27 protein-coding genes are annotated in these 26,017 nt (G+C 71.2%); 19 read left to right on the forward strand and 8 right to left on the reverse strand.

Annotated features, from left to right (window positions below):
* Position 1: 1 nt before the first annotated feature.
* On the reverse strand, positions 2–802 hold the full coding sequence (locus tag OG714_RS45850; RefSeq protein ID WP_406130132.1) for an enoyl-CoA hydratase/isomerase family protein: 801 nt from the start codon (positions 800–802) through the stop codon (positions 2–4).
* A 100-nt stretch (positions 803–902) separates the two neighbouring features.
* On the opposite strand from OG714_RS45850, the gene OG714_RS45855 reads away from it, so the two are divergent.
* The 3 genes from OG714_RS45855 to OG714_RS45865 all read left to right on the forward strand — a co-directional run bounded on the left by OG714_RS45855 (position 903) and on the right by OG714_RS45865 (position 3,818).
* Positions 903–1,769: a crotonase/enoyl-CoA hydratase family protein gene (locus tag OG714_RS45855; RefSeq protein ID WP_406130134.1), complete on the forward strand. Its 867-nt coding sequence runs from the start codon at positions 903–905 to the stop codon at positions 1,767–1,769.
* 169 nt (positions 1,770–1,938) lie between these two features.
* A complete protein-coding gene (locus tag OG714_RS45860) occupies positions 1,939–2,298 on the forward strand; it encodes a hypothetical protein (RefSeq protein ID WP_406130135.1) in 360 nt (119 codons plus the stop codon).
* 110 nt (positions 2,299–2,408) lie between these two features.
* Positions 2,409–3,818, forward strand: a complete 1,410-nt coding sequence (locus OG714_RS45865) for a glycoside hydrolase family 1 protein (protein ID WP_406130137.1) — start codon at positions 2,409–2,411, stop codon at positions 3,816–3,818.
* On the opposite strand, the gene OG714_RS45870 is transcribed toward OG714_RS45865, so the two are convergent.
* Both OG714_RS45870 and OG714_RS45875 read right to left on the reverse strand, forming a co-directional pair.
* Positions 3,797–4,300, reverse strand: coding sequence for a MaoC family dehydratase (locus OG714_RS45870; RefSeq protein WP_406130139.1), 504 nt, complete (start codon positions 4,298–4,300; stop codon positions 3,797–3,799). The genes OG714_RS45865 and OG714_RS45870 overlap by 22 nt on opposite strands.
* Positions 4,301–4,334: 34 nt before the next feature.
* A complete protein-coding gene (locus OG714_RS45875) occupies positions 4,335–5,156 on the reverse strand; it encodes an enoyl-CoA hydratase/isomerase family protein (RefSeq protein ID WP_403593313.1) in 822 nt (273 codons plus the stop codon).
* A gap of 107 nt (positions 5,157–5,263) precedes the next feature.
* Here OG714_RS45875 and OG714_RS45880 point away from each other — a divergent pair, with 107 nt between their 5' ends.
* Genes OG714_RS45880 through OG714_RS45895 form a run of 4 tightly spaced genes read left to right on the forward strand, consistent with a single transcriptional unit; the run spans position 5,264 to position 8,846 of the window.
* The gene (locus tag OG714_RS45880) at positions 5,264–6,385 is read left to right on the forward strand and encodes an acyl-CoA dehydrogenase family protein (RefSeq protein WP_406130140.1); all 1,122 of its coding nucleotides are present in this window, start codon (positions 5,264–5,266) and stop codon (positions 6,383–6,385) included.
* Positions 6,386–6,403: 18 nt separating this feature from the next.
* The gene (locus tag OG714_RS45885; RefSeq protein ID WP_406130142.1) at positions 6,404–7,582 is read left to right on the forward strand and encodes an acyl-CoA dehydrogenase family protein; all 1,179 of its coding nucleotides are present in this window, start codon (positions 6,404–6,406) and stop codon (positions 7,580–7,582) included.
* Positions 7,579–8,091: a nuclear transport factor 2 family protein gene (locus tag OG714_RS45890; RefSeq protein ID WP_406130144.1), complete on the forward strand. Its 513-nt coding sequence runs from the start codon at positions 7,579–7,581 to the stop codon at positions 8,089–8,091. The genes OG714_RS45885 and OG714_RS45890 overlap by 4 nt, the downstream gene beginning before the upstream one ends.
* Complete coding sequence (locus tag OG714_RS45895) at positions 8,091–8,846, forward strand: SDR family NAD(P)-dependent oxidoreductase (protein WP_406130146.1); 756 nt, start codon at positions 8,091–8,093, stop codon at positions 8,844–8,846. Before OG714_RS45890 ends, OG714_RS45895 begins: the two co-directional genes overlap by 1 nt.
* A gap of 127 nt (positions 8,847–8,973) precedes the next feature.
* Here the strand turns inward: OG714_RS45895 and OG714_RS45900 are convergent, their stop codons facing one another.
* Positions 8,974–9,891, reverse strand: a complete 918-nt coding sequence (locus tag OG714_RS45900) for an NADP-dependent oxidoreductase (protein ID WP_406130148.1) — start codon at positions 9,889–9,891, stop codon at positions 8,974–8,976.
* Positions 9,892–10,075: 184 nt separating this feature from the next.
* Positions 10,076–11,272, reverse strand: coding sequence for a CaiB/BaiF CoA transferase family protein (locus tag OG714_RS45905; protein ID WP_406130150.1), 1,197 nt, complete (start codon positions 11,270–11,272; stop codon positions 10,076–10,078).
* Positions 11,273–11,418: 146 nt separating this feature from the next.
* Here OG714_RS45905 and OG714_RS45910 point away from each other — a divergent pair, with 146 nt between their 5' ends.
* Genes OG714_RS45910 through OG714_RS45935 form a run of 6 tightly spaced genes read left to right on the forward strand, consistent with a single transcriptional unit; the run spans position 11,419 to position 16,267 of the window.
* Positions 11,419–11,937, forward strand: coding sequence for a PaaI family thioesterase (locus OG714_RS45910; protein ID WP_406130152.1), 519 nt, complete (start codon positions 11,419–11,421; stop codon positions 11,935–11,937).
* 4 nt (positions 11,938–11,941) lie between these two features.
* On the forward strand, positions 11,942–12,787 hold the full coding sequence (locus tag OG714_RS45915) for an enoyl-CoA hydratase-related protein (protein WP_406130154.1): 846 nt from the start codon (positions 11,942–11,944) through the stop codon (positions 12,785–12,787).
* A gap of 38 nt (positions 12,788–12,825) precedes the next feature.
* Positions 12,826–13,278 carry a MaoC family dehydratase N-terminal domain-containing protein gene (locus OG714_RS45920; protein WP_406130156.1) on the forward strand — a complete coding sequence of 151 codons (453 nt, stop codon included), beginning with the start codon at positions 12,826–12,828 and terminating at the stop codon, positions 13,276–13,278.
* Entirely contained in the window at positions 13,275–13,697 is a 423-nt protein-coding gene (locus OG714_RS45925; protein ID WP_406130158.1) for a MaoC/PaaZ C-terminal domain-containing protein, read from the forward strand. The genes OG714_RS45920 and OG714_RS45925 overlap by 4 nt, the downstream gene beginning before the upstream one ends.
* A gap of 4 nt (positions 13,698–13,701) precedes the next feature.
* A complete protein-coding gene (locus tag OG714_RS45930; RefSeq protein ID WP_406130160.1) occupies positions 13,702–15,153 on the forward strand; it encodes a class I adenylate-forming enzyme family protein in 1,452 nt (483 codons plus the stop codon).
* Positions 15,146–16,267 carry a serine hydrolase domain-containing protein gene (locus tag OG714_RS45935; RefSeq protein ID WP_406130162.1) on the forward strand — a complete coding sequence of 374 codons (1,122 nt, stop codon included), beginning with the start codon at positions 15,146–15,148 and terminating at the stop codon, positions 16,265–16,267. The genes OG714_RS45930 and OG714_RS45935 overlap by 8 nt, the downstream gene beginning before the upstream one ends.
* Before the next feature lie 71 nt (positions 16,268–16,338).
* Here the strand turns inward: OG714_RS45935 and OG714_RS45940 are convergent, their stop codons facing one another.
* Both OG714_RS45940 and OG714_RS45945 read right to left on the reverse strand, forming a co-directional pair.
* Entirely contained in the window at positions 16,339–17,520 is a 1,182-nt protein-coding gene (locus tag OG714_RS45940) for an amidohydrolase family protein (protein ID WP_329264804.1), read from the reverse strand.
* Between the two features lie 114 nt (positions 17,521–17,634).
* On the reverse strand, positions 17,635–18,435 hold the full coding sequence (locus tag OG714_RS45945) for a FadR/GntR family transcriptional regulator (RefSeq protein ID WP_406130164.1): 801 nt from the start codon (positions 18,433–18,435) through the stop codon (positions 17,635–17,637).
* Between the two features lie 170 nt (positions 18,436–18,605).
* Between OG714_RS45945 and OG714_RS45950 the strand changes: the two genes are divergently transcribed.
* On the forward strand, positions 18,606–19,433 hold the full coding sequence (locus OG714_RS45950) for an enoyl-CoA hydratase-related protein (protein ID WP_406130165.1): 828 nt from the start codon (positions 18,606–18,608) through the stop codon (positions 19,431–19,433).
* Positions 19,430–20,011, forward strand: coding sequence for a DUF2889 domain-containing protein (locus tag OG714_RS45955; RefSeq protein WP_406130167.1), 582 nt, complete (start codon positions 19,430–19,432; stop codon positions 20,009–20,011). The genes OG714_RS45950 and OG714_RS45955 overlap by 4 nt, the downstream gene beginning before the upstream one ends.
* Here OG714_RS45955 and OG714_RS45960 read toward each other — a convergent pair.
* Positions 19,998–21,224, reverse strand: coding sequence for an acyl-CoA dehydrogenase family protein (locus OG714_RS45960; protein WP_406130169.1), 1,227 nt, complete (start codon positions 21,222–21,224; stop codon positions 19,998–20,000). The genes OG714_RS45955 and OG714_RS45960 overlap by 14 nt on opposite strands.
* 123 nt (positions 21,225–21,347) lie before the next feature.
* Here OG714_RS45960 and fabG point away from each other — a divergent pair, with 123 nt between their 5' ends.
* From fabG to OG714_RS45980, 4 genes are read left to right on the forward strand one after another with little or no spacing between them, the layout of a single operon-like run.
* A complete protein-coding gene (gene fabG, locus OG714_RS45965) occupies positions 21,348–22,094 on the forward strand; it encodes a 3-oxoacyl-ACP reductase FabG (RefSeq protein WP_406130171.1) in 747 nt (248 codons plus the stop codon).
* A gap of 22 nt (positions 22,095–22,116) precedes the next feature.
* Positions 22,117–23,364, forward strand: a complete 1,248-nt coding sequence (locus tag OG714_RS45970) for an acetyl-CoA C-acetyltransferase (RefSeq protein WP_406130173.1) — start codon at positions 22,117–22,119, stop codon at positions 23,362–23,364.
* Positions 23,364–24,803, forward strand: coding sequence for an OB-fold domain-containing protein (locus OG714_RS45975; protein WP_406130175.1), 1,440 nt, complete (start codon positions 23,364–23,366; stop codon positions 24,801–24,803). The genes OG714_RS45970 and OG714_RS45975 overlap by 1 nt, the downstream gene beginning before the upstream one ends.
* Positions 24,800–26,008, forward strand: a complete 1,209-nt coding sequence (locus OG714_RS45980; protein ID WP_406130177.1) for an acetyl-CoA acetyltransferase — start codon at positions 24,800–24,802, stop codon at positions 26,006–26,008. The genes OG714_RS45975 and OG714_RS45980 overlap by 4 nt, the downstream gene beginning before the upstream one ends.
* Positions 26,009–26,017 lie beyond the last annotated feature (9 nt).

The following is a 26,017-nucleotide window of genomic DNA, read 5'->3' on the forward strand; positions in this document are numbered from 1 at the left end:
CTCAGCCCTCCGCACCGGCTCGGCGACGCGCGCGCGAGGCGATGATCTTCTCCACCGCGGCGATATGGCCCGGGTCGTGCATGCTGTCCCGCTCCGCGAGCAGCGCCGGCTCCAGTACGGCGGCCATGGCCTGCTCCAGATGCAGGTTCACCGCCCGCTTGGTGCCGCGCAGCGCCTGAGCGGGCAGGGCGGCCAGCCGTCCGGCCAGGTCCATGGCCTCGTCCAGGAGCTTGTCCTTCGGTACGACACGGTTGGCGAGGCCGAGCCGGACCGCCTCCTCGGCGCTCACCCGCTCGCCCAGGAACAGGAGTTCCTTCGCGCGGGTCAGACCGATGAGCAGCGGCAGGACGAGCGCGCCGCCGTCGCCCGCGACGAGACCGACCTGGACGTGCGGGTCCGCCACATAGGCGTCGTCCGCGATCAGCACCAGGTCGCTCAGCAGGGCCAGGCTGCAACCGAGGCCCACGGCGGGCCCGTTGACCGCCGCGATCACCGGCAACGGGCAGCGGACCAGGCCGGTGATGATCCGCCGGGCCTCGTCGACGTTCCGCTGCCGGAAGACGGGGTCGCGCTGGACCCGGGTCATGATGTCGAAGTTGCCGCCCGCGCTGAACGCCCTTCCCCGGCCGGTGAGCACGACCACCCGTGCCTCGGGGTCGTCGGCGACCGTGTCCCAGACCGACGCGAGGCCCGCGTGCAGCTCCTCGCTCATCGCGTTGAGCTGGTCCGGCCGGTTCAGCTCGATCAGCCGGACCGGCCCGACGGCCGTCACCACCAGATCCGTCATCTCCACCGCCATCATCCAGAGACAGTTTTCAGTAGGTCAGTAGAGTTGAATGCTATAACTAATTGAGCTTTATGAGAACCGGGTCGTGGCGTGACGAACCTGACGGAGGACGCGCATGTCGGAGCAGAGGTACGAGACCGTGCGGGCCGAGGTGGCGGACCGGATCCTCACCGTCACCCTCAACCGGCCCGAGAAGCTGAACGCCTTCAATCCGCAGATGATGAGCGACCTTCTCGACGTCCTGGACGCCGCCGACGCCGATGACGACGTACGGGTGATCGTCGTGACGGGCGCCGGGCGCGGGTTCTGTGCGGGGGCCGACGTCAGCTCCGGCGGGACGTCGTTCGACCATCGCCGGGCGGGGGCCTGGCACCGGGACACCGGTGGCCGGGTCGCGCTGCGGATCTTCTCCAGCACCAAGCCGGTCATCGCGGCGGTCAACGGCCCCGCGGCCGGTGTCGGGGCCAGCATGACCCTGCCCATGGACATCCGGCTGGCCTCGACCTCGGCGAAGTTCGGCTTCGTCTTCGCGCGCCGGGGCATCGTGCCGGAATCCGCGGCGAGCTGGTTCCTGCCCCGGGCCGTGGGGATGCAACGGGCCATGGAGTGGGTGGCCACCGGCCGCGTCTTCGGCCCCGACGAGGCCCTGTCGGCCGGGCTGGTCCGCTCCGTCCACCCGCCGGAGGACCTGCTGCCGGCGGCGTACGAACTCGCCCGTGAGATCGCCCGGAACACCTCGGCGATCTCGGTCGCCCTCTCCCGCCAGATGATGTGGCGGATGCTCGGCGAGCCGCACCCGATGGCCGCGCACCGCCTCGACTCGCGGATCATGAGCCAGATCGGCGGCGGCCCGGACCCCGTGGAGGGCGTCGAGTCCTTCCTCGCCAAGCGACCGCCCGAGTTCCCCGGCCGGGTCAGCAAGGACATGCCGGATGTCTACCCCTGGTGGCGGGAGGAGGAGTTCCGGCCCTTGGGGGAGTAGGCGTCACCGGAGCGGGGGACAACGCCGTCGCTTCCGGACTCCGTTGCGGGGACGGGCCGTTGGGCGTCTCGGCCGTATCCCGGGCCCAAGGTCCAGGGCGGCCTCCCCATCGGCTCGGCCGCCTCGGAAATGCCCCTCACGACCACGCCGGACCGCCACGGTTCCGAGCATGCCCGCCGTGTCGGGGCCCCTCTTCCGTCGTAGGCGTCAGGGCTTCGGGGTCACCCTGATCGCCGACCGGATCATGGCCGAAACCGTCCCCGGCCCGACCGCCCGCGACGGCCAGGAGATCATCGGCGCGGGCCGTGGCCACGGCCGCCGGGGTCACCGCGCGGCCGGAACCCACCCGGCAGGCCCGGCCGGGGACGGCCTCGTGGACGTGAGGCCGGGCGTGCACGGCGTCGCCGGCCTGCGGATCGTCGACCGCTCGGCCCTGGTCTCCCGCAACCTCAACCGACGATCATGGCTGTGGCCCGGCGGCCCGCCCACCCCGCCCCGGACGCGGGCCGATCCCACCCCGGCACTTTGACGGATCGATGAGATCTGTCCGAAACATTGTCGTCGTTTCCCTGAAGTGTTAGCGTCCGGACGGCGGGCATTCAGTTGAATGCGTTAGCTATTCCGCCCGGGACGGTGACCATGAGCGATGGTTTCCTGCATGAGTCTTTCCACGGTGTCGACTGGGGAGTCGCCACCGCGGACGCCATCGCGGCCCCACCGCCGCCCGCGCCGGAACGCGCGGGGCACTTCCGGCAGTGGACCGACGACATCCGGCAGCTGGTCGGCGTCACGCCCGACACGCACCGGATGGTCGCCGGCTGGCCGCTGCTCCAGCCCGACGGTCCCGGCAGCTGGGACCACGCGGCCCTGGACCGCTGCGACCGCGAACTCGACTCGCTGCTCGCCCTCGGCCTGCGCCCCTGTCTCACCCTGTTCGACCGGTCCCTGCCACCCTGGCTGGAGGACTCCGGGGGCTGGCTCGACCGCGACACCGCCGAGCACTTCGCCGCCTACGCCGCCGAGCTGGGCCGCCGCTACGGCGACCGCGTCACCCGGTGGATCACCTCGACCGACCTGGCCGGGCCCACCCTCGCCGACCACGTGGCCGGCATGTACACCCCGGGCCGGGGAATCGGCCGCGCCGGCCTGCCCGCGGTCCACCACATCCTGCTCGCCAACGGCCTCGCGACCCGCGCTCTCCGCGCCGCCGGCGTGAGTGGCCGGATCGGGACCACGGTCACCCTCGTCGGCGGCTACGCGGCCACCGAGGACCCCTTCGACCGGCTCGCCCTGGACCGCCTGCTGAGCTGGACCAACCGCCTCTTCCTCGACCCCCTGCTGCTCGGCGAGCACATGGTGACCGAGGACGACGTCTCACCGATCGAGGACACCGACTGCGTACGCCTCGGGGACCTGGACGTCATCGCCACCCCGCAGGACCTGCTCGGCATGTCCTGGCACACCCCGTTCCGCGTCACCGCACCGGAGAACCTCGCCCGCGCCCTGCCCGCCGACAAGTGCCAGAGCAGGCTCAACGAGGTCAACCGCCTCCTCGTGGGCCTTGGCTTCGCGGTCGTCCCCTTCGACGACGTGGAGACGACGGCGTACGGCTGGCCCATCCTCCCCGAGGGCCTGGCCGACGCCGTCGCGGACCTCCACGACCTCTACGGCGACCTGCTGCCGCCGCTGTCCATCGTCGACAACGGCATGGGTGACCTGGACCTCGTCGACGAGACCGGCCACAGCGACGACGCCCGGCGCATGGCCCTGCTCCGCGCCAGGCTCTCCTGGCTGGGCCGGGTGATCGAGCGCGGTGTGGACGTCTGCGGCTACGAGTACTGGTCGGTGCTCGACAACCTGGAGGCGAAGTTCCGCTACACCCGCCTCTACGCGATGGCCGTCCCCGACCACGAGCCCCCGCCGCGCCCGCCGATGCCCTCGGACTGGTTGCGGGCCGGAGCTTTCGCGGGCCCCGAGGCACCGGGTCCGGCGGCCGGGCTGACCCTGGTTCCGCCCGGCCCCCGGGATCAGCGGGTCGGAGCCTCGTAGTCCCGGCCCCGGATCAGCCGCACCGGCGTGTAGACGAGCACGTCCTCGTCCCGCTGGTTGCGTACGGTGATCCGGCTGGTCACCACGCCCCGGCCGGGCTTGCTCGACGGCCGGCAGTCGGTGGTCTCCACGACGGCGTACAGCGTGTCGCCGACATACACCGGGCCCCGCACGGTCAGTTCCATGTGGAGGAAGGCCAGGCCCGTGCCGTGCAGCACGTTCGTCTGGAGGACGAGTCCTTCGGCGACGCAGTACGTCAGCGCTCCCGGGACCAGCCGCCCGGTGTAGCCGCCGTCGGCCGCGTGCGAGGCGTCCCAGAAGAGCGGCTCGTTGAAGCCGCCCCAGGTGACGAAGTTGACCAGATCGGTCTCGGTGACCGTACGGCGGGCGGTACGGAAGACCTGCCCGACCGGCATCTCCTCGTAGGTCAACCCCCTTACCAGCGGGGGGATTTCGGTGGCGGTGGTGGGCTCGGCCGTCATCGCGTACTCCTCGTGCTGCTCGTGCGTCCGTGGGTCACAGGTCGATCGGGTGCTTGCCGCCGACGCCCTCGAAGTCGGGAGCGCGCTTCTCGCGGTGGGCGGCGAGTCCCTCGACGACCTCGTGCCCGCCGAACCCGAAGAACTCCAGCCCCAGCGAGGCCTCGAAGAGCGGCTGGGCCGTGCGGTACCAGTGGTTGAGGGACCGCTTGGTCCAGCTCAGCGCGCTGGCGGGTCCTGCGGCCAGCAGGGTCGCGACCCGCAGGCCCTCGGCGTGCACGTCCTCGTCGTCCACGCACTTCGACACCAGGCCGATCCGCTCGGCCTCCTCACCGGTCAGCGCTTCGCAGGTCAGCAGGTAGTACTTGGCCTTGGCCATCCCGCACAGCAGCGGCCAGCAGATCGCCGCGTGGTCACCGGCCGCCACCCCGAGCCGCGTGTGCCCGTCGACGATCTTCGCCCTGCGTCCGGCGATCGAGATGTCCGCCAGCATGCCGATGACCAGGCCCGCACCGACCGCCGGGCCGTGGATCGCGGAGACCACCGGCTTCGAGCAGTTGATCACCCCGTAGACCATGTCCCGTGCCTCCCGCATCACCCGGGCCCGCACGGTGTAGTCCTCGGTCATGGCCTCGATGGAGTCGAAGGTCCCGCCGGCCGAGAAGGCCTTGCCGGCTCCCTGGACGAGCACCGCGCGGGTCTCCTCGTCGCGGTCGACGACCGGCCAGACGTCGGCCAGCTCACCGTGCATGCGCGGATCGACGGCGTTGAGGTTCGGCGCGTCGAGCACGATGCGCAGCACACCGGGCGCGGGCCGCTCGAAGGTCAGGCTCGTGAACGGGGCGTAGGGATCGGTCACGTCGCGCTCCTGGTGTAATCGGTGCGGATACTATAATTATCTAACTGTATCGAGAGGCGGGCGGCAAGCGTCCGGCACACGGGCGCACCGAGGACGGGAAGCTCGGCATGGATCTCACCTTCAGCGAGGAACAGGACGAACTGCGTACGGTCGTACGGTCGTTCCTCACCCGGCACGCCACCGAGGCCGACGTGCGCAGGCTGGCCGCCGACCCGCACGGACACGACCCGTGGAGCTGGCGGCGGATGGCCACGGAGATCGGACTCCAGGGACTCGCCGTACCGGAGGAGTACGGCGGCTTCGGCTTCGGCTACGTCGACCTCGGCGTCGTCTTCGAGGAGACGGGCCGCGCCCTGCTGTGCGCCCCGTACTTCGCCACCGTCGCCCTGGCCGCCGAGGCGCTGCTGCGCTGCGACGACGAGGCCGCCCGCGCCGAACTCCTCCCGGGCATCGCCGCCGGCGAGACCGTGGCCACGCTCGCCCTCACCGAGGACAGCGGGCGCTGGGACGAGCCGGGCATCCACCTCACCGCCCGCGAGGAAGCGGGCGGTTGGCGGCTCACGGGCGTGAAGACCTACGTCCCCGACGGCCACCTCGCCGACCTGCTCCTGGTCGCCGCCCGCACCCCCGCCGGCATCAGCCTCTTCGCGGTCCAGGCCGCCGACGCCCCGGGCCTCACCCGCACCCCCCTCCCCACCCTCGACCAGACCCGCAAACAGGCCCGCATCACCTTCACGGACACCCCTGCTCGCCTGCTGGGCACCGACGGCGAGGCCTGGCCCGCGATCGAACGCACCCTCGCCACGGCGGCCGTCCTCCTGGCCGCCGAACAGGTCGGGGGAGCCGCCGCAGCCCTGGACGCGTCGGTCGCGTACGCCAGGATCCGCGAGCAGTACGGCCGCCCCATCGGCTCCTTCCAGGGCATCAAGCACAAGTGCGCCGACATGCTCGTCGAGATCGAGTCCGCCCGCTCGGCCGCGTACGCCGGACTGTGGGCCCTGGACGCAGGCGACGAGACGGAGATCGCCGTCGCCGCGGCCCTCGCCCAGGCCTTCTGCTCGGAGGCCTTCACCAAGGTCGCCGGCGACACCATCCAGGTCCACGGCGGCATCGGCTTCACCTGGGAGCACCCCGCGCACCTCTACCTCAAGCGCGCCAAGAGCTCCGAGGTGCTGCTCGGCACACCCGCGTACCACCGGGAGCTGCTCGCCGCCCGGCTCGGCATCTGACACCCAGGAGAGGCAGACATGGAAGTGGACTTCGGGCCCGCCGTACGCGACTTCCGCGACGAACTGCGGGACTGGTTCGCGGACCACCTCGTGGGGGAGTTCGCGGAGCACCGGGGCGTGGGCGGCCCCACCGACGGTGCGGCCTGGGACGTACGCCTCGCCTGGGACCGCGAGCTGTCGGCCGGGAACTGGCTGGGCGTGGGCTGGCCGAAGGAGTACGGCGGACGCGGCCTCGGACTCCTGGAGGAGATCGTCTTCGAGTACGAGTACGCCCGCGCCGACGCTCCCTACCGCGCCACCGTCAACGCCCTCGACCTGCTCGGCCCGATGCTCCTCGCGATGGGCGACGAAGCGCAGAAGAAGCGCTTCCTGCCCCCGATCCTCGCCGTCGAGGAACTGTGGGGACAGGGCTTCAGCGAACCCGGCGCGGGCTCCGACCTGGCCTCCGTCCGCACCCGCGCCGAGCGAGACGGCGACCAGTGGGTGGTCAACGGGCAGAAGGTGTGGACGTCGTTCGGCATCCACGCCGACTGGCTCTACGTCCTCACCCGCACCGACCCCGACTCCCGTCGCCACAAAGGCTTGACGCTGCTGCTCCTCCCCACCGGCCAGCCCGGCGTGGAGATCCGGCCCATCCGCAACCTCGCCGGCCAGGACGAGTTCGCCGAGGTCTTCCTCTCCGACGCCCGCACCGGCGCGGACATGGCCGTAGGAGAGGTCGGTCAGGGCTGGCGCACCGCGATGGCCACGCTCGGCATCGAACGCGGCACCACCCTGCTGCCCCAGCAACTCGGCTTCGAACGGGAGGCCGAGGCACTGATCGACCTGGCCCGCGCACGCGGCGCGCTCGACGACCCCATGCTGCGCCGCCGGATCGTGGACGCCTGGATCTCCGTGCGCATCATGCGGACCACCAACCTGCGCACCCTCGCCGAACTGACCGCGGGCCGCACACCGGGCGCCCAGGCCACCACCGCGAAGCTCTACGCCTCGACCCGCCATCAGCAACTCGGTCACCTGGCCATGGAGTTGGCCGGACCCGCCGGACAGATCGTCGGCGAGGACTACGAACTCGACACCCGGCAGCGCTCGTTCCTGCTCTCCCTCGCGGAGACGATCTACGGCGGTTCGAGCGAGATCCAGCGCAACATCATCGGGGAGCAGCTCCTCGGTCTGCCGAAGGAGCCGCGGCCATGACCTCGATCGAGGACCGTCTCGACCGCGTCGAGTCGCATCAGGCCATCCAGCAACTACCCATCCGCTACGCCCTGGCCGTGGACTCCCGCGACCTCGACGCATGGGTGGGCTGCTTCCGCCCCGACGTGGACATGGGGCGGCACGGCCGCGGACGACAGGTCCTGCGGCAGCACATCGAGCCGCTCGTGCGCGGATTCCGCCGGTCGGTGCACCACATCTGCGGCCACCGCGTCGAGTTCACCGGCCGCGACACCGCGACCGGCGCGGTCTACTGCCGCGCCGAGCACGAGGTCGGGGACCGGTGGATCGTGATGGCGATCTGCTACTTCGACGACTACGCGCGCGTGGACGGCGACTGGTACTTCTCCCGGCGCCGCGAACAGCACTGGTACGCGGCCGACGTGACCGACCGCCCCCAGGCAGTCGGGTTCAACGGCTGGGAGGGCGCGGGAGAACCGGCGCTCCCCGACGCCTTCCCCTCATGGACGACCTTCTGGAAGGAGACGTGATGGCACGGTTGTCAGGCAGGACGGCGCTGGTCACCGGCGGAGGGCAGGGCGTGGGTCGCGGCATCGCGCTCGCGCTGGCGGCCGAGGGTGCGGCCGTGGTCATCACCGGCCGCACCGAGACCAAGCTGAAGGACACCGCCGGGGAGATCGCCGAACGCGGCGGGCAGGCGTACACCGTGGTCGGTGACGTGGGCGAGCGGGACGACGTCGACCGGATGGTGGCCGAGACGGTACGCGAGTTCGGTGGGCTCGACGTGCTCGTCAACAACGCCCAGTCGTCGGTGCAGCGACGGCTGGAGAAGACGTCGTACGACGATGTCGAACTCACCTATCGCAGCGGGCCGTTGGCCGTCTTCCACGCCATGCAGGCGGCCCTGCCCCACCTGAAGGAGAGTCGCGGAAGCGTCGTGAACCTCGGTTCCTCGGCGGCGGTGCAGGGCGAGGCGACCTTCGCGGCGTACGCCATGGCGAAGGAGGCGATCCGTGGGCTGAGCCGGGTCGCCGCGCGGGAGTGGGGGCGGTACGGGATCCGGGTGAACGTCGTCTGCCCGGCCGCGCTCAGCCCGGCGGCGGAGGACTATCTGGCCGCACATCCGCAGAAGGCGGAGGAACTCGCCCGCGAGATCCCGCTGGGCCGGCTCGGCGCCCCGGAGGCGGACATCGGCCGGGCGGTGGCCGCGCTGGTGAGCGACGACATGGCCTATCTGACCGGCGCGACGCTGATGTTGGAGGGCGGCCGGACCCTGATCGGGTGACGTCCCCAACTGCGTTGCCCGGAGCGGATGATGACGCGGCCGGCTGGGGTCTGGCCACCGATTCCGGTGTGGGGTCGGTGGAAGTCGTACCAGTCCAGCCGGTCGGCCGGTCACTGTCCCCGTGTCCTCACGGACGAACGCGGATGATCGTCTTTCCCTTGCGTCGCTCGGTCGGATTGAGGGCGGCGACGGCATCGTCGAGGGGCGAGACGTCGTCGATGTTCGTCCGCAGCCGTCCGTCCCGCACCCGCCGCACGATCTCACCCAGTCCGGCACGATCGGCCTCGACGACGAAGTCCACCGCCAGGCCGTCGGCGGGCCGCGCCTCGACCGGGCCGACGACGGACACCAGCGTTCCCCCGGCCCTGACCAGGTCGGCGGACCGCTTCTGAATGCCGCCACCGATGACATCGAAGACCAGATCGACGCCGCCGACGTCTTCCAGCGCGTCGTTCTCGAGGTCGACGAACTCGTGCGCGCCGAAGTCGAGCGCCTTCGCACGGTCCCCGGCGCGTCCGGTGCCGATGACGTGGGCGCCGGCCTCACGTGCGAGCTGGGTCACCATCGTCCCGACCGCCCCGGCAGCGCCATGGGCGAGGACGGTCTGGCCGGCCTGGAGGCGGCCGTGCTGGAACAGCCCCTGCCACGCGGTCAGCCCTGAGATCGGCAGGGACGCGCCCACCGTGAAGTCGACGTCGCCGGGAAGCGGGGCGAGGTTGCGTGCTTCGATCGCCACGTACTCGGCCAGGGTGCCGTCACGGTGCCAGTCCGCGAGGCCGAACACCCGCTGCCCGACCGACAGCCCCGTCGTGCCGTAGCCGAGGGCGGCGACCACTCCGGCCAGTTCGTGGCCGGGGATCGACGGTGCCCTGTCACGGCCGGCGCGATCGGTCCAGGTCGACGGCCACTCCATCTCGGTCGGCACGAATCCCGACGCGTGAATCCGGACGACGACATCGTTGATCGCCGCCTGCGGCTCGGGCCGCTCCACCAGGGTCATCCCGGCCGTTCCCGCGGCCTGGTCCGTCACCACGATCGCTTTCATGGGAGTCACTTCCTCGATCATCTGTCTCTTCGGTGGAAATCTCGCAGGGAGGGAAAGCCTGTTCGACTATGCACGCGTCGTCATGTCTTCGACCCTAGGAGCGAAGTAGCCCAGGATTGTGGTCCATTTCCATGGCAAATCCTTGGGCCACTCTGGGGTTCAGCCACCTCATGAGACGTCACACCTAAACGACACCCCGCGCGCGCAGTCCCGCGAGCTGATCCTCCGTCACCCCGGCCAGCCCGCACAGGACTTCGGTGGTGTGCTCGCCCAGCGCGGGCGGCGGGGCGTAGCCCTCCACCGGGGTCGCCGTGAGCCGTATCGGATTCGCGAGCAGCGGCAGCCGGCCCGACACCGGATCGTCGACCTCGACCAGCATCCCCCGGTGCCTGATCTGGGGATCGGCGAAGACCTCGGGCATCTCGTTGAACGGGCCCGCCGGCACGTCGTGCTCGTCCAGAAGGGCCAGCCACTCGTCCCGGGTCCGGGTCCGCATGACGCCTTCGAGGACCGGCAGGATCTCCTCCCGGTGGGTGATCCGGGCGGAGGTCGTGGCGAAGCGGGGGTCCTGGAGCAGGTCGGTGCGGTCGGCCGCCGTACAGAACGCGGCGAACTGCTTGTCGTTGCCCGCGACGAGGAAGAGCGGCTTGTCCGCGCAGTGGAAGGCCTGGGAGGGGATTCCGCCGTAGCCGCCGTTGCCGCGCCGGCGCGGGGCCTCGCCGGAGACCAGGTAGTTCATCGCGAAGTGGGACAGCGAGGCCAGCCCGCAGTCCAGCAGGGAGAGGTCGACGAACTGGCCCTCGCCGGTGGCGTCCCGGTGCCGCAGCGCCGCCAGGACGGCCGTCGAGGCGTACAGGCCGGTGAGGATGTCGACCATGCTGACGCCGACCTTCATCGGCTCGTCGGGGTGGCCGGAGACGCTCATCATCCCGGACATGGCCTGGAAGATGCCGTCGTAGCCGGGGCGTTCGGCATACGGGCCGGTCTGGCCGAAGCCGGTGACCGAGAGGTAGACCAGACGCGGGTTGAGTGCCAGCAGGCTCTCGTGGTCGAGGCCGTACTTCGCCAGCGTCCCCGCGCGGAAGTTCTCCACCAGGACGTCCGAGCGGGCGGCGAGCGAACGGATCAACTCCTGCCCCTCGGCGGTGGCGTGATTGACCGTCACGGACCGCTTGTTGCGGTTGCAGGAGAGGTAGAAGGCCGCGGTGTCCGTGCCGGGGGCGAACGGCGGACCGTACGTCCGTGAGTCGTCGCCGGTGCCGGGCCGCTCGACCTTGATGACCTCCGCGCCGAGGTCGGCCAGCATCTGGGTGGCCAGGGGTGCCGCGAGGACGCGGGACAGGTCGAGGACGCGGATCCCGGCCAGGGCGGTCGACGGCATCGAGGTCTCCCTCTGTTCACAGGCATCGAATGAGTTATATAAATAATACATCTGGCGCCCGGACTGGGCCCTGTGTGATTGCTTCAACTATCCAATTCATGTAACTATATGGATCGGCTGACCGGCCGAGACCGGAGGGCGTGCGGATGACCGTCGCGGCGAGACCCCTCACCGACCAGGAACAGCGCGAACGCCGCGAGTGGTTCCGGGCCCGCTGGGAGCGCGGCGTCGCGTTCAACCGCCTCTGTCGGCTGCGCATGGTCCGCTGGGACCCCGACGGCGTCGAGGTCGTCCTTCCCTACGCCGAGCAACTCACCGCCCACGAAGGCGTGTTCCACGGCGGAGTGCTCTCCGCGCTCATCGACACCGCGGGCGCGGGAGCCGTGATCGCCGGGCACGACTTCCAGAAGGGGAGCCGGCTCAGCACCGTCTCGATGTCGGTGCAGTACCTCGCGCCCGCCCGCGGCCGGGAGGCCGTCGCCTACGCGCGCTGCGTCCGCCGGGGCCGCCGGCTGCACTTCGCCGACGTCGACGTGATGACCGACGGGATCGTCTGCGCCCGGGGGCAGGTGGTGGTGACGATCTCCGGCGAGCGAGCGGGCGTCGGCGAACCCATCCAGCCCGTCCAGCCCATCGACGCCATCGAACCGCTGACCGAGGAGTGACGCGATGCCCGACGAACCCGACCGGGACCTGGTGCTGTACGAGGTCGACGAGGACGGCGTCGCCACCGTCACCCTCAACCGGCCCGAGCGCAAGAACGCCTGGAGCCTCCCCATGGAGCGCCGCTTCTTCGCCCTCCTGGACGAGGCCGCCACCGACCCCGCCGTCCGCGTCGTGATCATCACCGGCGCAGGCCGCGCGTTCTGCCCCGGCATGGACGTCCAGCGCCTGGAGCAGAACGCGCAGCCCGGCCAGTCCCTCAACCTCCAGGCCCGCGTGCCCATGTACAGCAGGCGGAACATGCCCAAGCCCCTCATCGCGGCCGTCAACGGCGCCTGCGCGGGCATCGGCCTCGTCCAGGCCCTGATCTGCGACGTACGCTTCGCCGCCCGAGGCGCCCGCTTCACCACCGCCTTCACCCGCCGCGGCCTCGCCGGCGAGTACAACCTCCCGCACGTGCTGCCGCGCGTCGTCGGACTGGAGAACGCCCTCGACCTCCTCCTGTCCGGCCGCGTCTTCGACGCCGACGAGGCGAAGCAACTCGGCCTCGTCAGCCGGGTCGTGGAGCCCGAGGACCTGCTCGACGCCGCCCGCGCCTACGCCCGCGACATCGCCCGCAACTGCTCACCGCGCGCCATGGCCGTCGTACGCCATCAGGTCTACGGCGACCTCGACCGGCCCTTCACCGAAGCGCTCGCCCGTTCGTACTCCGCCATGGAGTTCTTCGCGGGCTCGCCGGACTTCCGTGAAGGAGTGGCCAGCTTCGTGGAGAAACGGGAGCCCAAGTTCGAGGGACTGCCCCCGGACTTCGACCCGGACGAGGCCACCCGCGACGCGTTCCTGCCGTACTGACAGACGCGTTCCTGCCGTACTGACCGAGGAGAAGGAAGATGACAGGGCAGCCGTTCCCCGTCGAGGCCGGGCACATCCTGATGTTCGCCCGGGCCATCGGCGACGAGAACCCGGACTACGCCGGCGAGAGCGCGCTCGCTCCGCCCACCTTCACCATGGCGAGCGCCCATCACGATCCCGACTACCGGCTGCGGCCCAAGCCGGGCGAGGAGTGGTTCGGGTCCGGCACCGGACCCGGCGTGATGCCCGAAGGCGGCGGCGGGCTGCACGCCGAGCAGCACTTCGAGTACCACCGGCCGGTGCGCGCGGGGGAGACCCTGTACGCCACCACCGTCACCGGGCGCGGCTGGGAGAAGCAGGGCCGCACCGGCCGGCTGCTGTTCAGCGAGCGCATCACCGAGTACCGGGACGCCGACGGCGAACCGGTCGTCAGCGCCCGCACCGTGGCCGTCGTACCCGAGGGCCCCGCGACCAGGAAGGACGCCCGATGAGCCTGAGCGTCGACGACGTCAAGGTCGGTGAGACCCGCGAGAGCGTGCTGGTCGACGACCTGAAGCGCACCCGGATCGTCCAATACGCGGGCGCGTCCGGCGACTTCAACCCGCTGCACACCGACGAGCGGTTCGCCTCCGAGGTCGCGGGCTACCCCGGCGTCTTCGCCCACGGGATGCTCACGATGGGCATGACGGGACGCGTCCTGACCGACTGGGTCGGCGTCGAGGCGCTGCTGACCTTCGGGGTGCGCTTCAAGGCCCAGGTGTGGCCCGGCGACACCCTGACCGCCATGGCGACCGTCGAGTCGGTCGAGGACACGCCGGACGGCCCGGTCGCCCACTTCTCGCTCCGTACCGTCACCCAGGACGGCGCCGAGGTGGTCACCGGAACCGCGACGGCCCTCCTGGAGCCCTGAACCGGTGGGCGCCGAGCAGGAGTTGACCTGGACGGCGACGGTCGTCGCCGCCTACGACCACTCCCGTCCGGCCGTCCGGTTCGGGGACCTCACCTGGACCGGACGCGAACTCCTCGACCGGGCGGCCGGCGCCGCCGACTGGCTGGACACCCTCGGCCTCGACCCCGGCGCCCCGGTACCCGCCCTCGCCGCCACCTCGGCCGACGCCCTCGCGCTCGTCATCGGCGGCGCCGGATCCGGTCACCCGCTCGCCCCGCTCGGCGTCCGGATGACGCCGTACGAGATCGCGGCCGTGGTTGAGGCATCCGGGGCTCAACTCCTCATCGCGCAGACCGAGTTCGCCGAACTCGGCGAACAGGTCGCCCGGCTGTCCGGCCGCCGGGCCGTCGTCGTCCCCGAACTCCGGCCGAGCACAAGGCCGTTGGCCGCCGAGCCGGACGACCTCGCCGCCGTCCTGCACACCTCCGGCACGACAGGCCTCCCCAAACCCGTCCGCATGACCCAGCGCCGCCTGGCCGCCCGCGCCCGCGTCAACGGCCGCCTCTGCACGCTCGATCCGGACAGTTTCTACGGGGGCAGCGCCCCCTTCCACCACATCGCCGGCCTCGGCAACATCGCCGTCGCCCTCGCGGCGGGCGCGCTGATCACCGGCCTGCCCCGCTTCACCGTCGAGGGCTGGGCCCTGCTGCGCGAACTCGGTGCCACGCACACCAGCATGGTCCCGGCGATGCTGGAGACCCTGCTGGCGGCCGGCCAGGCGCACCACGAGACGCTGCGGGTCCTCCAGTACGGCGGCGCACCCGTCCGCCCCGGCACCCTGCGCCGGACGTACGAGGCGATGCCCGGCGTCCGCATGCTCAACATGTTCGGGCAGACCGAGGGCTCGCCCATCAGCGTGCTCACCCCCGAGGACCACCGGGAGGCGATCGCCGGACGCACCGACCTGCTGCGGTCCGTGGGACGGCCCGCCCCCGGGGTCGAGCTGAGGGTGCGGGACACCGGACCGGACGGCATCGGCGAGATCCACGCCCGCGCCGACCACCTCTTCCGGATCGACGCCGAAGGCTGGCTGCACAGCGGTGACTTGGGCCGCGTGGCCGAGGACGGCTACCTCTACCTGTACGGCCGGGGCACCGACATGATCATCCGGGGCGGCGAGAACGTCCACCCGCTGGAGGTCGAGACCGTCCTGGCCGCGCACCCCGGCGTCACGGACGTGGCCGTCACGGGCGCACCCGACGAACGGCTCGGCCAGACCGTCGTCGCCTTCGTCGTACCGGCCGACCCCGAGGCCCCGCCCGAACCCGCCTCGCTCAGGGCGCACTCCCGGGCTCGGCTGTCCGGGTTCAAGGTCCCCGTCCGCTGGTGGTTCGTGGACGACCTGCCGCGCAACGCCAACGGCAAGGTCGTACGGCGTCTGCTGCGCGAGCCCGGCCAAGGAGGAGCACATGGCTGACCACTCCGTCGTCGACCCGGAGAGCGTGGGGGTGGACCCGCACCGGCTGGACGTCCTGCTGCGCCGGATCCGGCTGGAGGTCGAGCACGGGCCGCTGCCGTCCGCGCAGGTCGCCGTCGCCCGCGGCGGTCGCCTGGTGGCCTTCGAGACCTGGGGGGACGCCGGCCCGGACACCAGGTACGTCCTGCAGTCCGTCGGCCGGTCGATCGTCGCCGGTGTCGTGTGGAAGCTGCTGGGCGAGGGACTCCTGCACCTGGACGAGCAAGTCGCCGCGATCATCCCGGAGTTCGCGCCGAACGGGAAGGAGGCGGTGACCGTCGAGCAGGTGCTCACGCACACCGCCGGCTTCCCCTTCGCGCCCCTCGGATATCCGAAGATGCTGGACCGCGAGCAACGGCTCGCCGCCTTCGGGCGCTGGCGGCTCGACACCCCGCCCGGCACCCGCTTCCAGTTCCATCTCACGGCCGCCGCCTGGCTGATCGCCGAGATCGTCGAGCGGCGCACGGGGCTGCCCTTCGCCGACTACCTCCACGAGCGGATCACCCGGCCGCTGGGCCTCACTTCGATCGACCTCGGCGTCCCGGTCGACCGACAGCCCGGCACCGTCGCCCCGATGACCGCCACCGACCGCACCGACGAGGCCCAGCAACCCGACCCCTGGGGACCCTGGTACCTCGCCGACCCCCGCGTCCTGGCGGCCGGTGAACCCAGCCACGCCCTGGTCGCCACCGCCGCCGACGTGGCCCTCTACTTCCAGGCACTGGAGCACTCGGGCCTGTGGAAGCCGGAGGCGGTGACGGAGGGCACCCGGATCCGGCTGACCCAACTTCCGTACGGGGAGCAGATCTACGGGGGCGGCGGCAGCCGGCGGACCAGCATGGGCCTGTTCGTGACGGTGGCCGGTCCGGACGCCGGCAGCCAACTCCCGTCCACCGGCTCGCCGTCGCTCTTCGGCAGCGCGGGAGCCGCCTACCAACTCGGCTTCATGGACCCGGAGTCGGGTCTGTCCTTCGCCTGTCTGAGCAACGGCTACCCCCTGGCCGGCTACGACCACTCCCGGCGGGGCACGGCGCTGCTCACCGACATCGCGAACCTCGCGGCCGACCTCGTCTGAGCCACCGTCGAACGGGAACGGGCCCGGTACCGAAATCGGTACCGGGCCCGTCCTGTTGGAGCGTCATGTGCTCAACGGCTGATCAGCTGCTGGGCGTTGTTGTACATGATGTCGTCCTGGACCGACTCGTCCAGCTCGGCGAGGAGCTTGCGGTAGTCGGCCGGGTTGGCGATGCCCTCCGCGTGCGGGAAGTCCGAGCCCATCACGATCGACTCGTGGTAGCCGAGCCGCTTGACCAGGCTCGGGATGTCGTCCTCCGGATAGGGCACCACACGGATGTGCTTGCGGAACACCTGACTGGGGCGCTCCGCCAACTGCCCGCCGATCCAGGGGCCGTTGCGGCCCATGCCGCGGCTCTTGTCCATGTGCCGGACGAAGTGGGGCACCCACTCGGCGCCGAACTCCGAGACGAGGACATTGATGTCGGGGAAGCGCCCGAAGAGGTTGTCGAAGATCAGCGCGGACAGCGTCTCCTCGATCGGGCGCTGGCCGTAGGTGTTCATCCACTGCCAGGCCGACATCCGGAAGTGGATCGGGCTCGCGTCGTGACCCCAGGCCGGGGCGACGTTCGAGTTGTAGTAGAACTCGCTGATGTGGTAGCAGACGCTGGCCTTGGCCTCGTTGACCAGTTTCCAGAACGGGTCGAAGTACGGGTCGCCCGGTGAGCGGCCGTACTGCGGCCCGGTCGGCAGCATGATGAACCGGGCGCCCTTGTCCAGGACGTACTCCAGTTCCTTGACCGCGCTGTCCAGGTCGCGCAGCGACAGCAGCGCGGGGGAGTAGATGCGGTCCTGGTGGTTGAAGCCCCACACCTCGTTCATATAGCGGTTGAACGAGTGGTAGTTGGCGTACAGCGGCTCGACGCCCTGTACGTACTCCTCGGCGACCAGTGCCCAGCCGCCCGGGTAGATGATCGTCTGGTCCAGGCCCTGCTCGTCCATGACGCGCAGCCGGGCCTCGCGGTTCTGGTACGACTCGTGCATCGGCTCGAACTGGTACGTCTCGTCGGGGTTGCCCGAGGCCATCGCCTTGAGCATCTCCTTGAGCGAGCCGGGCCGGTAGACCTGCCCGAACTCCGGTTCCAGGCAGACCACGATCCGGTCCCCGGCGAGGATGACCTCACGGCCGTCCGGGAGCGTCACCGGGGCCACTGCCTGGCCGAGGAACTCCTTCGGGAGGTAGCGGGTGAAGGAGTCCCGTTCCTCGTACATGTGCTGGTCGCAGTCGAAGATTCGCTTGCGCTGTTCGGCCATGGCCGTCGCCTCCGGACCCCAGATCTATTCAGTACGCCTCCTATAATTATCTAACTATTTCGGAGACGCAAGGGGTGAGGGTGAGAACGGCTCGGTGATCCTCGATCCGCCCGGTCAGTCGATGAGTTCGAGCACCGTCTTGGGGCCGGCCCCGTTCACCACGTCGTCGGCGCCGCTGATGTGGCGCTGCCACAGCTTCTCGGCCTCGTCCGCCTTGCCGGACTCGATCAGGCCGACCAGGCGCACATGGGCCCGGTGCCCCTTCAGGGCCTGCGCCTTCTGGGTCGCGGCGTCGGTGGCGGCCGCGGTGTACGAGGCGTTGGCCCGGTCGATGATGTTGCGCAGCATGCCGCACAGGAGGATCAGCGTCTGGTTGCCGGTCAGCTCGACCAGTAGCGCATGGAAGGTGTCCTGGGCGTCGACCAGGCTCAGCGGGTCGTCCAGGACGGTCTTCTCGGCCGCCACCGCGGCACGCAGTCGCTTGATGTCGTCCGGCGTGTGCTTGGCGGCCAGTTGGCGCACGCACGGCGGCTCGATGACGGCCGCCGCGCGGTAGACGTCGCCCAGGGTGGCGCCGCGGTACTCGAGGATCAGGCCGGCGAAGCGGGCCGCGACATCGGAGTCCGGCGCGCTCACCCGGGCACCGCCGTGCGCACCGCGCCGCACCGTGATCAGCGACTCCGACTCCAGGACGCGGAACGCCTCGCGCAGCGTCGGCCGCGAGATGCCGAACTGCTCCATCAGCCCCGACTCCGGCGGCAGGGCGTCACCCGGCTTCAGCTCGCCCCGCACGATCTGGCGGCGCAGCTCCGCGGCGACCAGCTCGGCGGTCTTTGGGACACGCACCTGACGTCCGACGCGGGCACGCGTGGGGACGGGCACGATCGGCGTTTCTGCGCGGGCTGCCTCGGCCACGGCGGGCTCCTCCATATAGCAAAATGAATCGTCTTAGTGCATCGAGGGTACCAGGTCAAGGTCCGGACGATCTTTCCTCGGCGGGGTCCGATCTGGTGCCCGGGCCATGGTTGGGTATATAGATGATTCATCTAGCTATAAAGCCAACGCGGGCTCTGGGAGTGACCTCGATGAACGAGCATGTGGCCCCGGTGATCCTCAGTGAGCTGACCGGCGACGGGGTCATGCTGCTCACCCTGAACCGGCCCGAACGGCACAACGCCTGGACGCTGGAGATGGAGCTGCTCTACAACGAGCTGTTCGACCGCGCCGAGGCGGACCCGGCGGTACGGGCCGTCGTCCTCACCGGCGCGGGACGCAGCTTCTGCCCCGGCATGGACATGAGCGTGCTGGACGGCGCGTCCTCCGGCGCACGCCCGTGGCCGACCGACCGGCTGCCACCGCGCACCCGGCCCATGTCGTTCCCCAAGCCCCTGGTGGCCGCCGTCAACGGCGCCTGCGCCGGCATCGGCTTCAACCAGGCGCTCATGTGCGACGTACGGTTCGCCGTGCCGGGCGCCAAGTTCGCCGCCGCGTTCAGCGCGCGCGGCCTGGTGGCCGAGGACGGCGTCTCGTGGCTCCTGCCCCGGCTCGTCGGCTACGGCAACGCGAGCGACCTGCTGCTGTCCTCACGCCGGATCACCGGAGCGGAGGCGCATGCGATGGGCCTGGTCAACCGTCTCGTCGAGCCGGAGGAACTGCTCCCGGCGGCCCTCGCGTACGCGACGGAACTCGCCCGCTCGGCCAGCCCGTACGCGATGTCCCTCATCAAGCGGCAGCTCGCCGACGACCAGGCGAGAAGCTTCACCGAGAGCCGCGACACCGCCGCCGCGCTGCTGGCCACGGCGAAACGCGCCCCGGACTACCGCGAGGGCGTGCGCAGCTTCATCGAACGCCGACAACCGGAGTTCGCCGGGCTGGGCGAGAACGCGCCGGAGCCGGCGGAGGCCTCGTCGTGAGCCGCGCCGAACTCCCGCTGCACCGCCGGACCATCACCGTCACCGCCCACCAGGAACCCGGCGGCGAGGAGATCTCGGTCGAGGCGGAACTGCGGGACGAGCGGCCGTGGGCCGAGCCGGCGATCGCCGACATCCACCGGATGGTGCTGGCGGTGCGGGTCCGTCTCGCGGACATGACCATCGTGGCCGCCGACGCGGACATGCTGACGTTCCCGCACGCCGAATGCCCGTTCATCACCCCGGTCTTCGACAGCCTGGTCGGCCTCTGCGTCGCCGCCGGATACAACCGGGCGATCCAGGAGCGGTTCCGCGGCGTCCTGGGCTGCTCCCACCTCTACGAACTGGCCCGGGTGCTCGGCCCCGCCGTGGTGCAGGCGGCCATGTCGGCCAACGCGCGCCGCCGCGACGCCGGCGAGCCCGCGAACGGCCCGCGCGCCACGGCCGGGGTACTGAACAGCTGCCACATCTGGGCACCGGACGGCGTGGGCCTGCGCAAGCTCGACGCGGGCTGGCGCCCGGGGACCGGGCCGCGACCGGTCCCCGAACTCGACGCCTTCGAGGGGCCTACGGGTTCGTGAGCCTCGGCTCGCGCGGCAGCCCCAGTACCTTCTCCGCGAGGATGTTCCGCTGCACCTGCGAGGTGCCCGCGTAGATCGTCCCGGAGCGGGCGATCAGGTACGTCGTCGACCAGGACGCCGAGGAGTTCGCGGCGCCGGGGTCGTCCGTGCGGTAGGTGCGCAACGGCGGCCGTCCGACCGGCACTTGAGCGTGCAGGCCCATGATGTCCATCGCCAGATCGGTGACCTTGGTGTGGTACTCGCTCCAGTACAGCTTGGCGATCGACGACTCGGGACCCGGCTCCGCGCCCTTGAGCCAGCCGGTGAGGATCCGGTAGCCGAGATAGCGCATGATCTCGACCTTCGACCAGCACCAGGCGATCCGCTGCCGGATGACCGGATCCTGGTCCCTGCCGTACAGGCGGGCCAGTTCCACCAGGCGTTCCACCTCGGCCCGGAACAGGATCGGGTTGGTGGCCGCCTCCTCACCGCGCTCCACGCCCAACAGGCTCTGGGCGACGGTCCAGCCGTTGTCGACGCCGCCCACGACGAGGTCGGCGCGGGTGCGGGCGCCGTTGAAGAAGACCTCGTTGAAGTGGAGTTGGCCGCTCATCATGCGGAACGGCCGGACCTCGACGCCGGGTTGGTCCAGCGGGACGAGGAGGAAAGAGATGCCGCGGTGCTTGGGGGCGGTACGGTCCGTGCGGGCCAGGACGAAGATCCAGTCGCTGTGGTGGGCGCCGGACGTCCACACCTTCTGCCCGTCGATCACCCACTCGTCGCCGTCGCGGACGGCACGCGTCGTCAGCGAGGCCAGGTCCGAGCCCGCGTCGGGCTCCGAGTACCCCTGGCACCAGGTGTCCTCGCCGCTGAGGATCCGCGGCAGGAAGTGGCTCCGCTGCTCGTCCGTGCCCCAGCGCAGCAGCGTGTTCGCCAGCATCTTCACGCCGAAGGTGTCCTGCGGCAGCCCGAACGGCACGCCGGCCAGGGCCAGTTCCTCCATCAGGACCACCTGGTGGAGCTTGGACAGGCCACGGCCGCCGTACCGCTCGGGCCAGGTGAGGGAGAGGCAGCGGTGCTCGGCGAGCAGGCGCCGCCAGTCCCGGGCGAAGGACCAGGCGGCCTCCTCGTCGAGGGCGCCGATGCCCTGCCAGTCCGGCGGCAGCGCCTCGGCGAGGAACTCTTTGACCTCGCTGCGGAACGTCTCGGTCTCCGCGGGATAGCTGATGTCCACCCGTGTGCTCTCCTCGCCCGGCCTCGCTCGCCCAGCCGATCGCTGTATTGATTGTTTCAGCATAATAGGTTATCTATTTAGAAGGAATAGTGGGGGACGGCGTCGAGCCAAGGGCGGGCTGACATGGGACTGCTGGACGGCCGCAACGCGGTGATCACCGGCGGCGCACAGGGCATCGGCTTCGAGATCGCCGGCGTGCTCGGCGCCGCGGGCGCGTCCGTCGTCCTCGGCGACATCAACGAGGACGCCGCGGCGGAAGCCGCCGAACGCCTCGCCAAGAACGGGGTGGCCGCCACCTCGCTGCGCTGCGACGTCACCGACGAGGACGAGGTCGCCGCCCTGGTCGCCCACTGCGCCGAGACCTTCGGACCCGTAGGCGTCATGGTCAACAACGCCGGGATCACCCGCGACGCGACCCTGCGCAAGATGGCCCTGTCCGACTTCCGGGCGGTCGTCGACGTCCACCTGACCGGCGCCTGGAACGGCACGCGGTACGCCGCCGAGGCGATGCGCGCGCACGGACACGGCGGCAGCATCGTCAACATCTCGTCGATCGCCGGCAAGGTCGGCAACTTCGGCCAGACGAACTACAGCGCCGCCAAGGCCGGACTCGTCGGCCTGACCAAGGCCTCCGCCAAGGAACTCGCCAAGGCCGGCATCCGCGTCAACGCCGTACAGCCGGGCCTGATCCGCACCGCGATGACCGAGGCGATGCCGCCGGCCGCGTGGGACGCGAAGCTCGCCGAGATTCCCCTGGGACGCGCGGGCGAACCCGCCGAGGTCGCCCAGGTCGTTCTCTTCCTCGCCTCCGACATGGCGAGCTACGTCACCGGAGCCGTGGTCGAGGTGACCGGCGGCCGGTACATGTGACCCCTCATGAAAGGCATGGCCGATGCCCGCCCTCCTGCGTGACGCGGTGATCTGCGAACCCGTGCGTACCCCCGTCGGTGGCTACGGAGGCGTCTTCCGCGACGTGCCGGCGACCGAGCTGGCCGCCGCCGTCGTGCGCGCCGTACTGGACCGCACCGGCATCCCGCCCGCCGCCGTCGACGACGTGCTGCTGGGTCAGTGCTACCCCAACGGCGAGGCCCCGGCCATCGGCCGCGTGGCCGCACTGGACGCGGGCCTGCCGGTCGAGGTGCCGGGACTCCAGATCGACCGCCGCTGCGGTTCCGGACTCCAGGCGATCATCACGGCGGCGATGCAGGTGCAGACCGGCGCGAGCGACCTCGTGCTGGCCGGCGGCGTCGAGTCGATGAGCCAGGCCGAGTTCTACACCACCGGCGTCCGCTTCGGCGTACGCGGCGCGGGCACCACCCTGCACGACCGGCTGGCCCGCGGCCGGGTCACCTCCGGGGGCGTCAACCACCCTGTTCCCGGCGGGATGTTGGAGACCGCCGAGAACCTGCGACGCGCGTACGCGATCCCCCGCGAGGAGCAGGACCGACTGGCCCTGCGTTCCCACGAGAAGGCGGTCGCCGCCCAGCGCGAGGGCCGGTTCGCCGAGGAGATCGTGCCCGTCACCGTGCGGACCAGGAAGGGCGAGACGGTCGTCGACAGCGACGAACACCCGCGCCCCGACTCGACGTTGGAGAAACTCGCGAGCCTGCGTGCCGTATTGGGACGGCAGGACACGGAGGCGACCGTCACCGCCGGGAACGCCAGCGGACAGAACGACGGCGCCGCCCTCTGCGTCGTCACCCACCCCGAGCGCGCCGCCGAACTCGGCCTGCGCCCCCTGGCCCGCCTCGTCTCCTGGGCCGTCGTGGGTGTACCGCCGGAGACGATGGGCATCGGCCCGGTTCCCGCCACGGCCAAGGCACTTGACCGCGCGGGACTGAAACTCGCCGACATCGACCTGATCGAACTCAACGAGGCCTTCGCCGCCCAGGTGCTCGCCTGCACCCGCGAATGGGCCCTGACCGAGGCCGACTTCGAGCGGTTCAACGTCAACGGCTCCGGCATCTCGCTCGGCCATCCGGTCGGCGCCACCGGCGGCCGCATCCTCGCCACCCTGCTCCGCGAACTCGACCGCCGCCAGGCCCGGTTCGGCCTGGAGACCATGTGCCTCGGCGGCGGCCAGGGCCTGGCCGCCGTCTTCGAACGGACGCCCGCAATCGACGCCAATGGAGGACGCTGATGGCCGGACTGATCGCATACGGCGCCTACGTGCCGTACCACCGCCTCGCCCGCGCCGACATCGCAGCCACCCTCGGGACGGCCCCGTCCCGGGGCACGCGCGCGGTCGCGGGCTACGACGAGGACACCACCTCGATGGCCGTGGAGGCGGCCCGGTCCGCGCTGGCCAGGGACGGACTGCGCACCCGCATCGGCCAGTTGTTCCTCGCCACCGCCGCGCCCGCCTACCTCGACAAGACGAACGCGACCGCCGTCCACGCGGCGCTCGGCCTCGACCCGCATGTGCTCGCCGTCGACATGGCGGGCTCCGTCCGCTCCGGCCTCGGTGCGCTGGTCACCGCCGCGCGCTCCGCGGTGCCGACCCTGGCGCTCCTGTCCGACCTGCGCACCGGCCTGCCCGGCGGCGGCGACGAGGCCGCGGGCGGCGACGGCGCGGCGGCGTTCGCCTTCGGCGGCCACCGCAACGGTGCCCCCGTGCTCGCGGAACTGCTCGCCCACGACACGGTCAGCGACGAGATCCTCGACCGCTGGCGGCTGCCCGGCGCGCCCGCCTCCCGCGTCTGGGAGGAGCGCTTCGCCGAGGACATCTACGCGTCCCTCGCGGACAAGGCGCTGAGCGCGGCCCTCGACCAGGCGGGCCTGGAGCGCGGCGCCATCGACCACCTCATCGTCTCCGGCCTGCACGCGCGCGCGTGCGCGACGGTGCGTCGTACCTCAGGCGTACGTCCCGAGGCGGCGACCGCGGACCTCACCGCGGCGATCGGCAACGCCGGTACCGCCCAGCCCGGCCTGCTCCTCGCCGACGTCCTCGACCGGGCCGAACCCGGCCGGATCATCGCGCTCGTCGTGCTCGGCGACGGCGCCGGAGTCCTGCTCCTGCGGACCACCGACGCCCTCCCCGCGCACCGCGCGGCCCGCCCGGTCGCCGCGCAGATCGCCGCGGGCGGCGCCCCCATGCCGTACGCCACCTACCTCTCCTGGCGCGGCCTGCTCGACCGTGAGCCGCCCCGCCGCCCGGATCCCGAGCCGCCCTACGCGCCGCCCGCGCACCGCCGCACCAGCTGGAAGTACGGCTTCGTCGCCTCCCGTTGCGAGAAGTGCGGGACCCGGCATATGCCGCCGGACCGGGTGTGCGTGTCCTGCCGGAGCGTCGACGCGATGACCGACGAGCCGATGGAACAGGTGCGGGGCACCGTCGCCACGTTCACCGTGGACCGGCTGGCCCACACACCGAGCCCGCCGATGCTCGTCGTGGTCGTCGACTACGACGGCGGAGGCAGGTTCCGCTGCCAGCTCACCGACGCCACCGAGGCCGACGCCGTCATCGGTGCCCGGGTCGAGATGACCTTCCGGCGCACGGTCACCGCCGCCGGCGTCCACAACTACTTCTGGAAGGCCCGGCCGCTACGCACCGGCGAGACCGAGGGGACAGGCGCATGAGCTCGCACGGAATCCGGGACCGGGTCGCGATCGTCGGCATGGGGTGCACGCCCTTCGGCGAGCACTGGACGCGCTCGGCGGACGACCTGCTGGTCGACGCGGTGGGCGAGGCGGTCACCTCGGCCGGCATCACCCTCGACGACATCGACGCGTTCTGGCTCGGCACCCAGGCGTCCGGAGTCTCCGGACTGACCCTCAGCCGCCCGCTGCACCTGCCGTACAAGCCGGTGACCCGCCTGGAGAACATGTGCGCGACCGGCTCCGAGGCGCTGCGCAACGCCTGTTACGCGGTGGCGTCCGGCGCGTACGACGTGGCGATGGCGGTCGGTGTGGAGAAGCTGAAGGACTCCGGCATGTCCGGGCTCTCGGGTACCACGATGCCGGGCGCGGGCGACGACAGCCGCGGTGAGATCACCGCCCCGGCGAACTTCTCCCTCCTCGCCCCCGCGTATGCCGCCAAGTACGGCCTGGCGGAAGAGGAGTTGAAGGACGTCATCACCCGCATCGCCTGGAAGAACCACGTGAACGGCGCCCGCAACCCCCGCGCCCAGTACCGCAAGGAGGTGCCGCTGGAGCGCATCCGGTCGGCGCCGATCGTCGCGGGCATGCTGGGCGTGTTCGACTGCTCGGGGGTCTCCGACGGATCGGCGGCGGCGATCGTCGTACGCGCCGAGGACGCCTACAGGTACACGGACAAGCCGATCTTCGTGAAGGCCCTGTCCTTCGTCGCGGGACCGGCCGACGGACTCCTGGACCCCGACTACGACTTCACCACCTTCCCCGAGGTCGTCTTCTCGGCCCAGGAGGCCTACCGGCAGGCGGGCATCACCGACCCGCGCGCCGAACTCGCGCTCGCCGAGGTCCACGACTGCTTCACACCGACGGAGTTGGTGCTGATGGAGGACCTGGGCTTCTCCGAGCGAGGACAGGCGTGGAAGGACGTCACCAGCGGTGCCTTCGACCTCGACGGCTCACTGCCGGTCAACCCGGACGGCGGCCTGAAGGCCTTCGGCCACCCCATCGGCGCCTCCGGGCTGCGCATGATGTTCGAGGCCTGGCTCCAACTGCGCGGCGAGGCGCCGCCCGAGCGCACCGTCAGGTCCCTGGCGGAGGGCCGCTCGCTCGCCCTCACCCACAACCTCGGCGGCGGACCCGGCGAATGCGTCTCCTTCGTCTCCGTCGTCGGCAGCGAACTCACCGACTGAGAAAGGTGG

This window comes from Streptomyces sp. NBC_00989 (assembly GCF_045162655.1).
Lineage (GTDB): Bacteria > Actinomycetota > Actinomycetes > Streptomycetales > Streptomycetaceae > Streptomyces.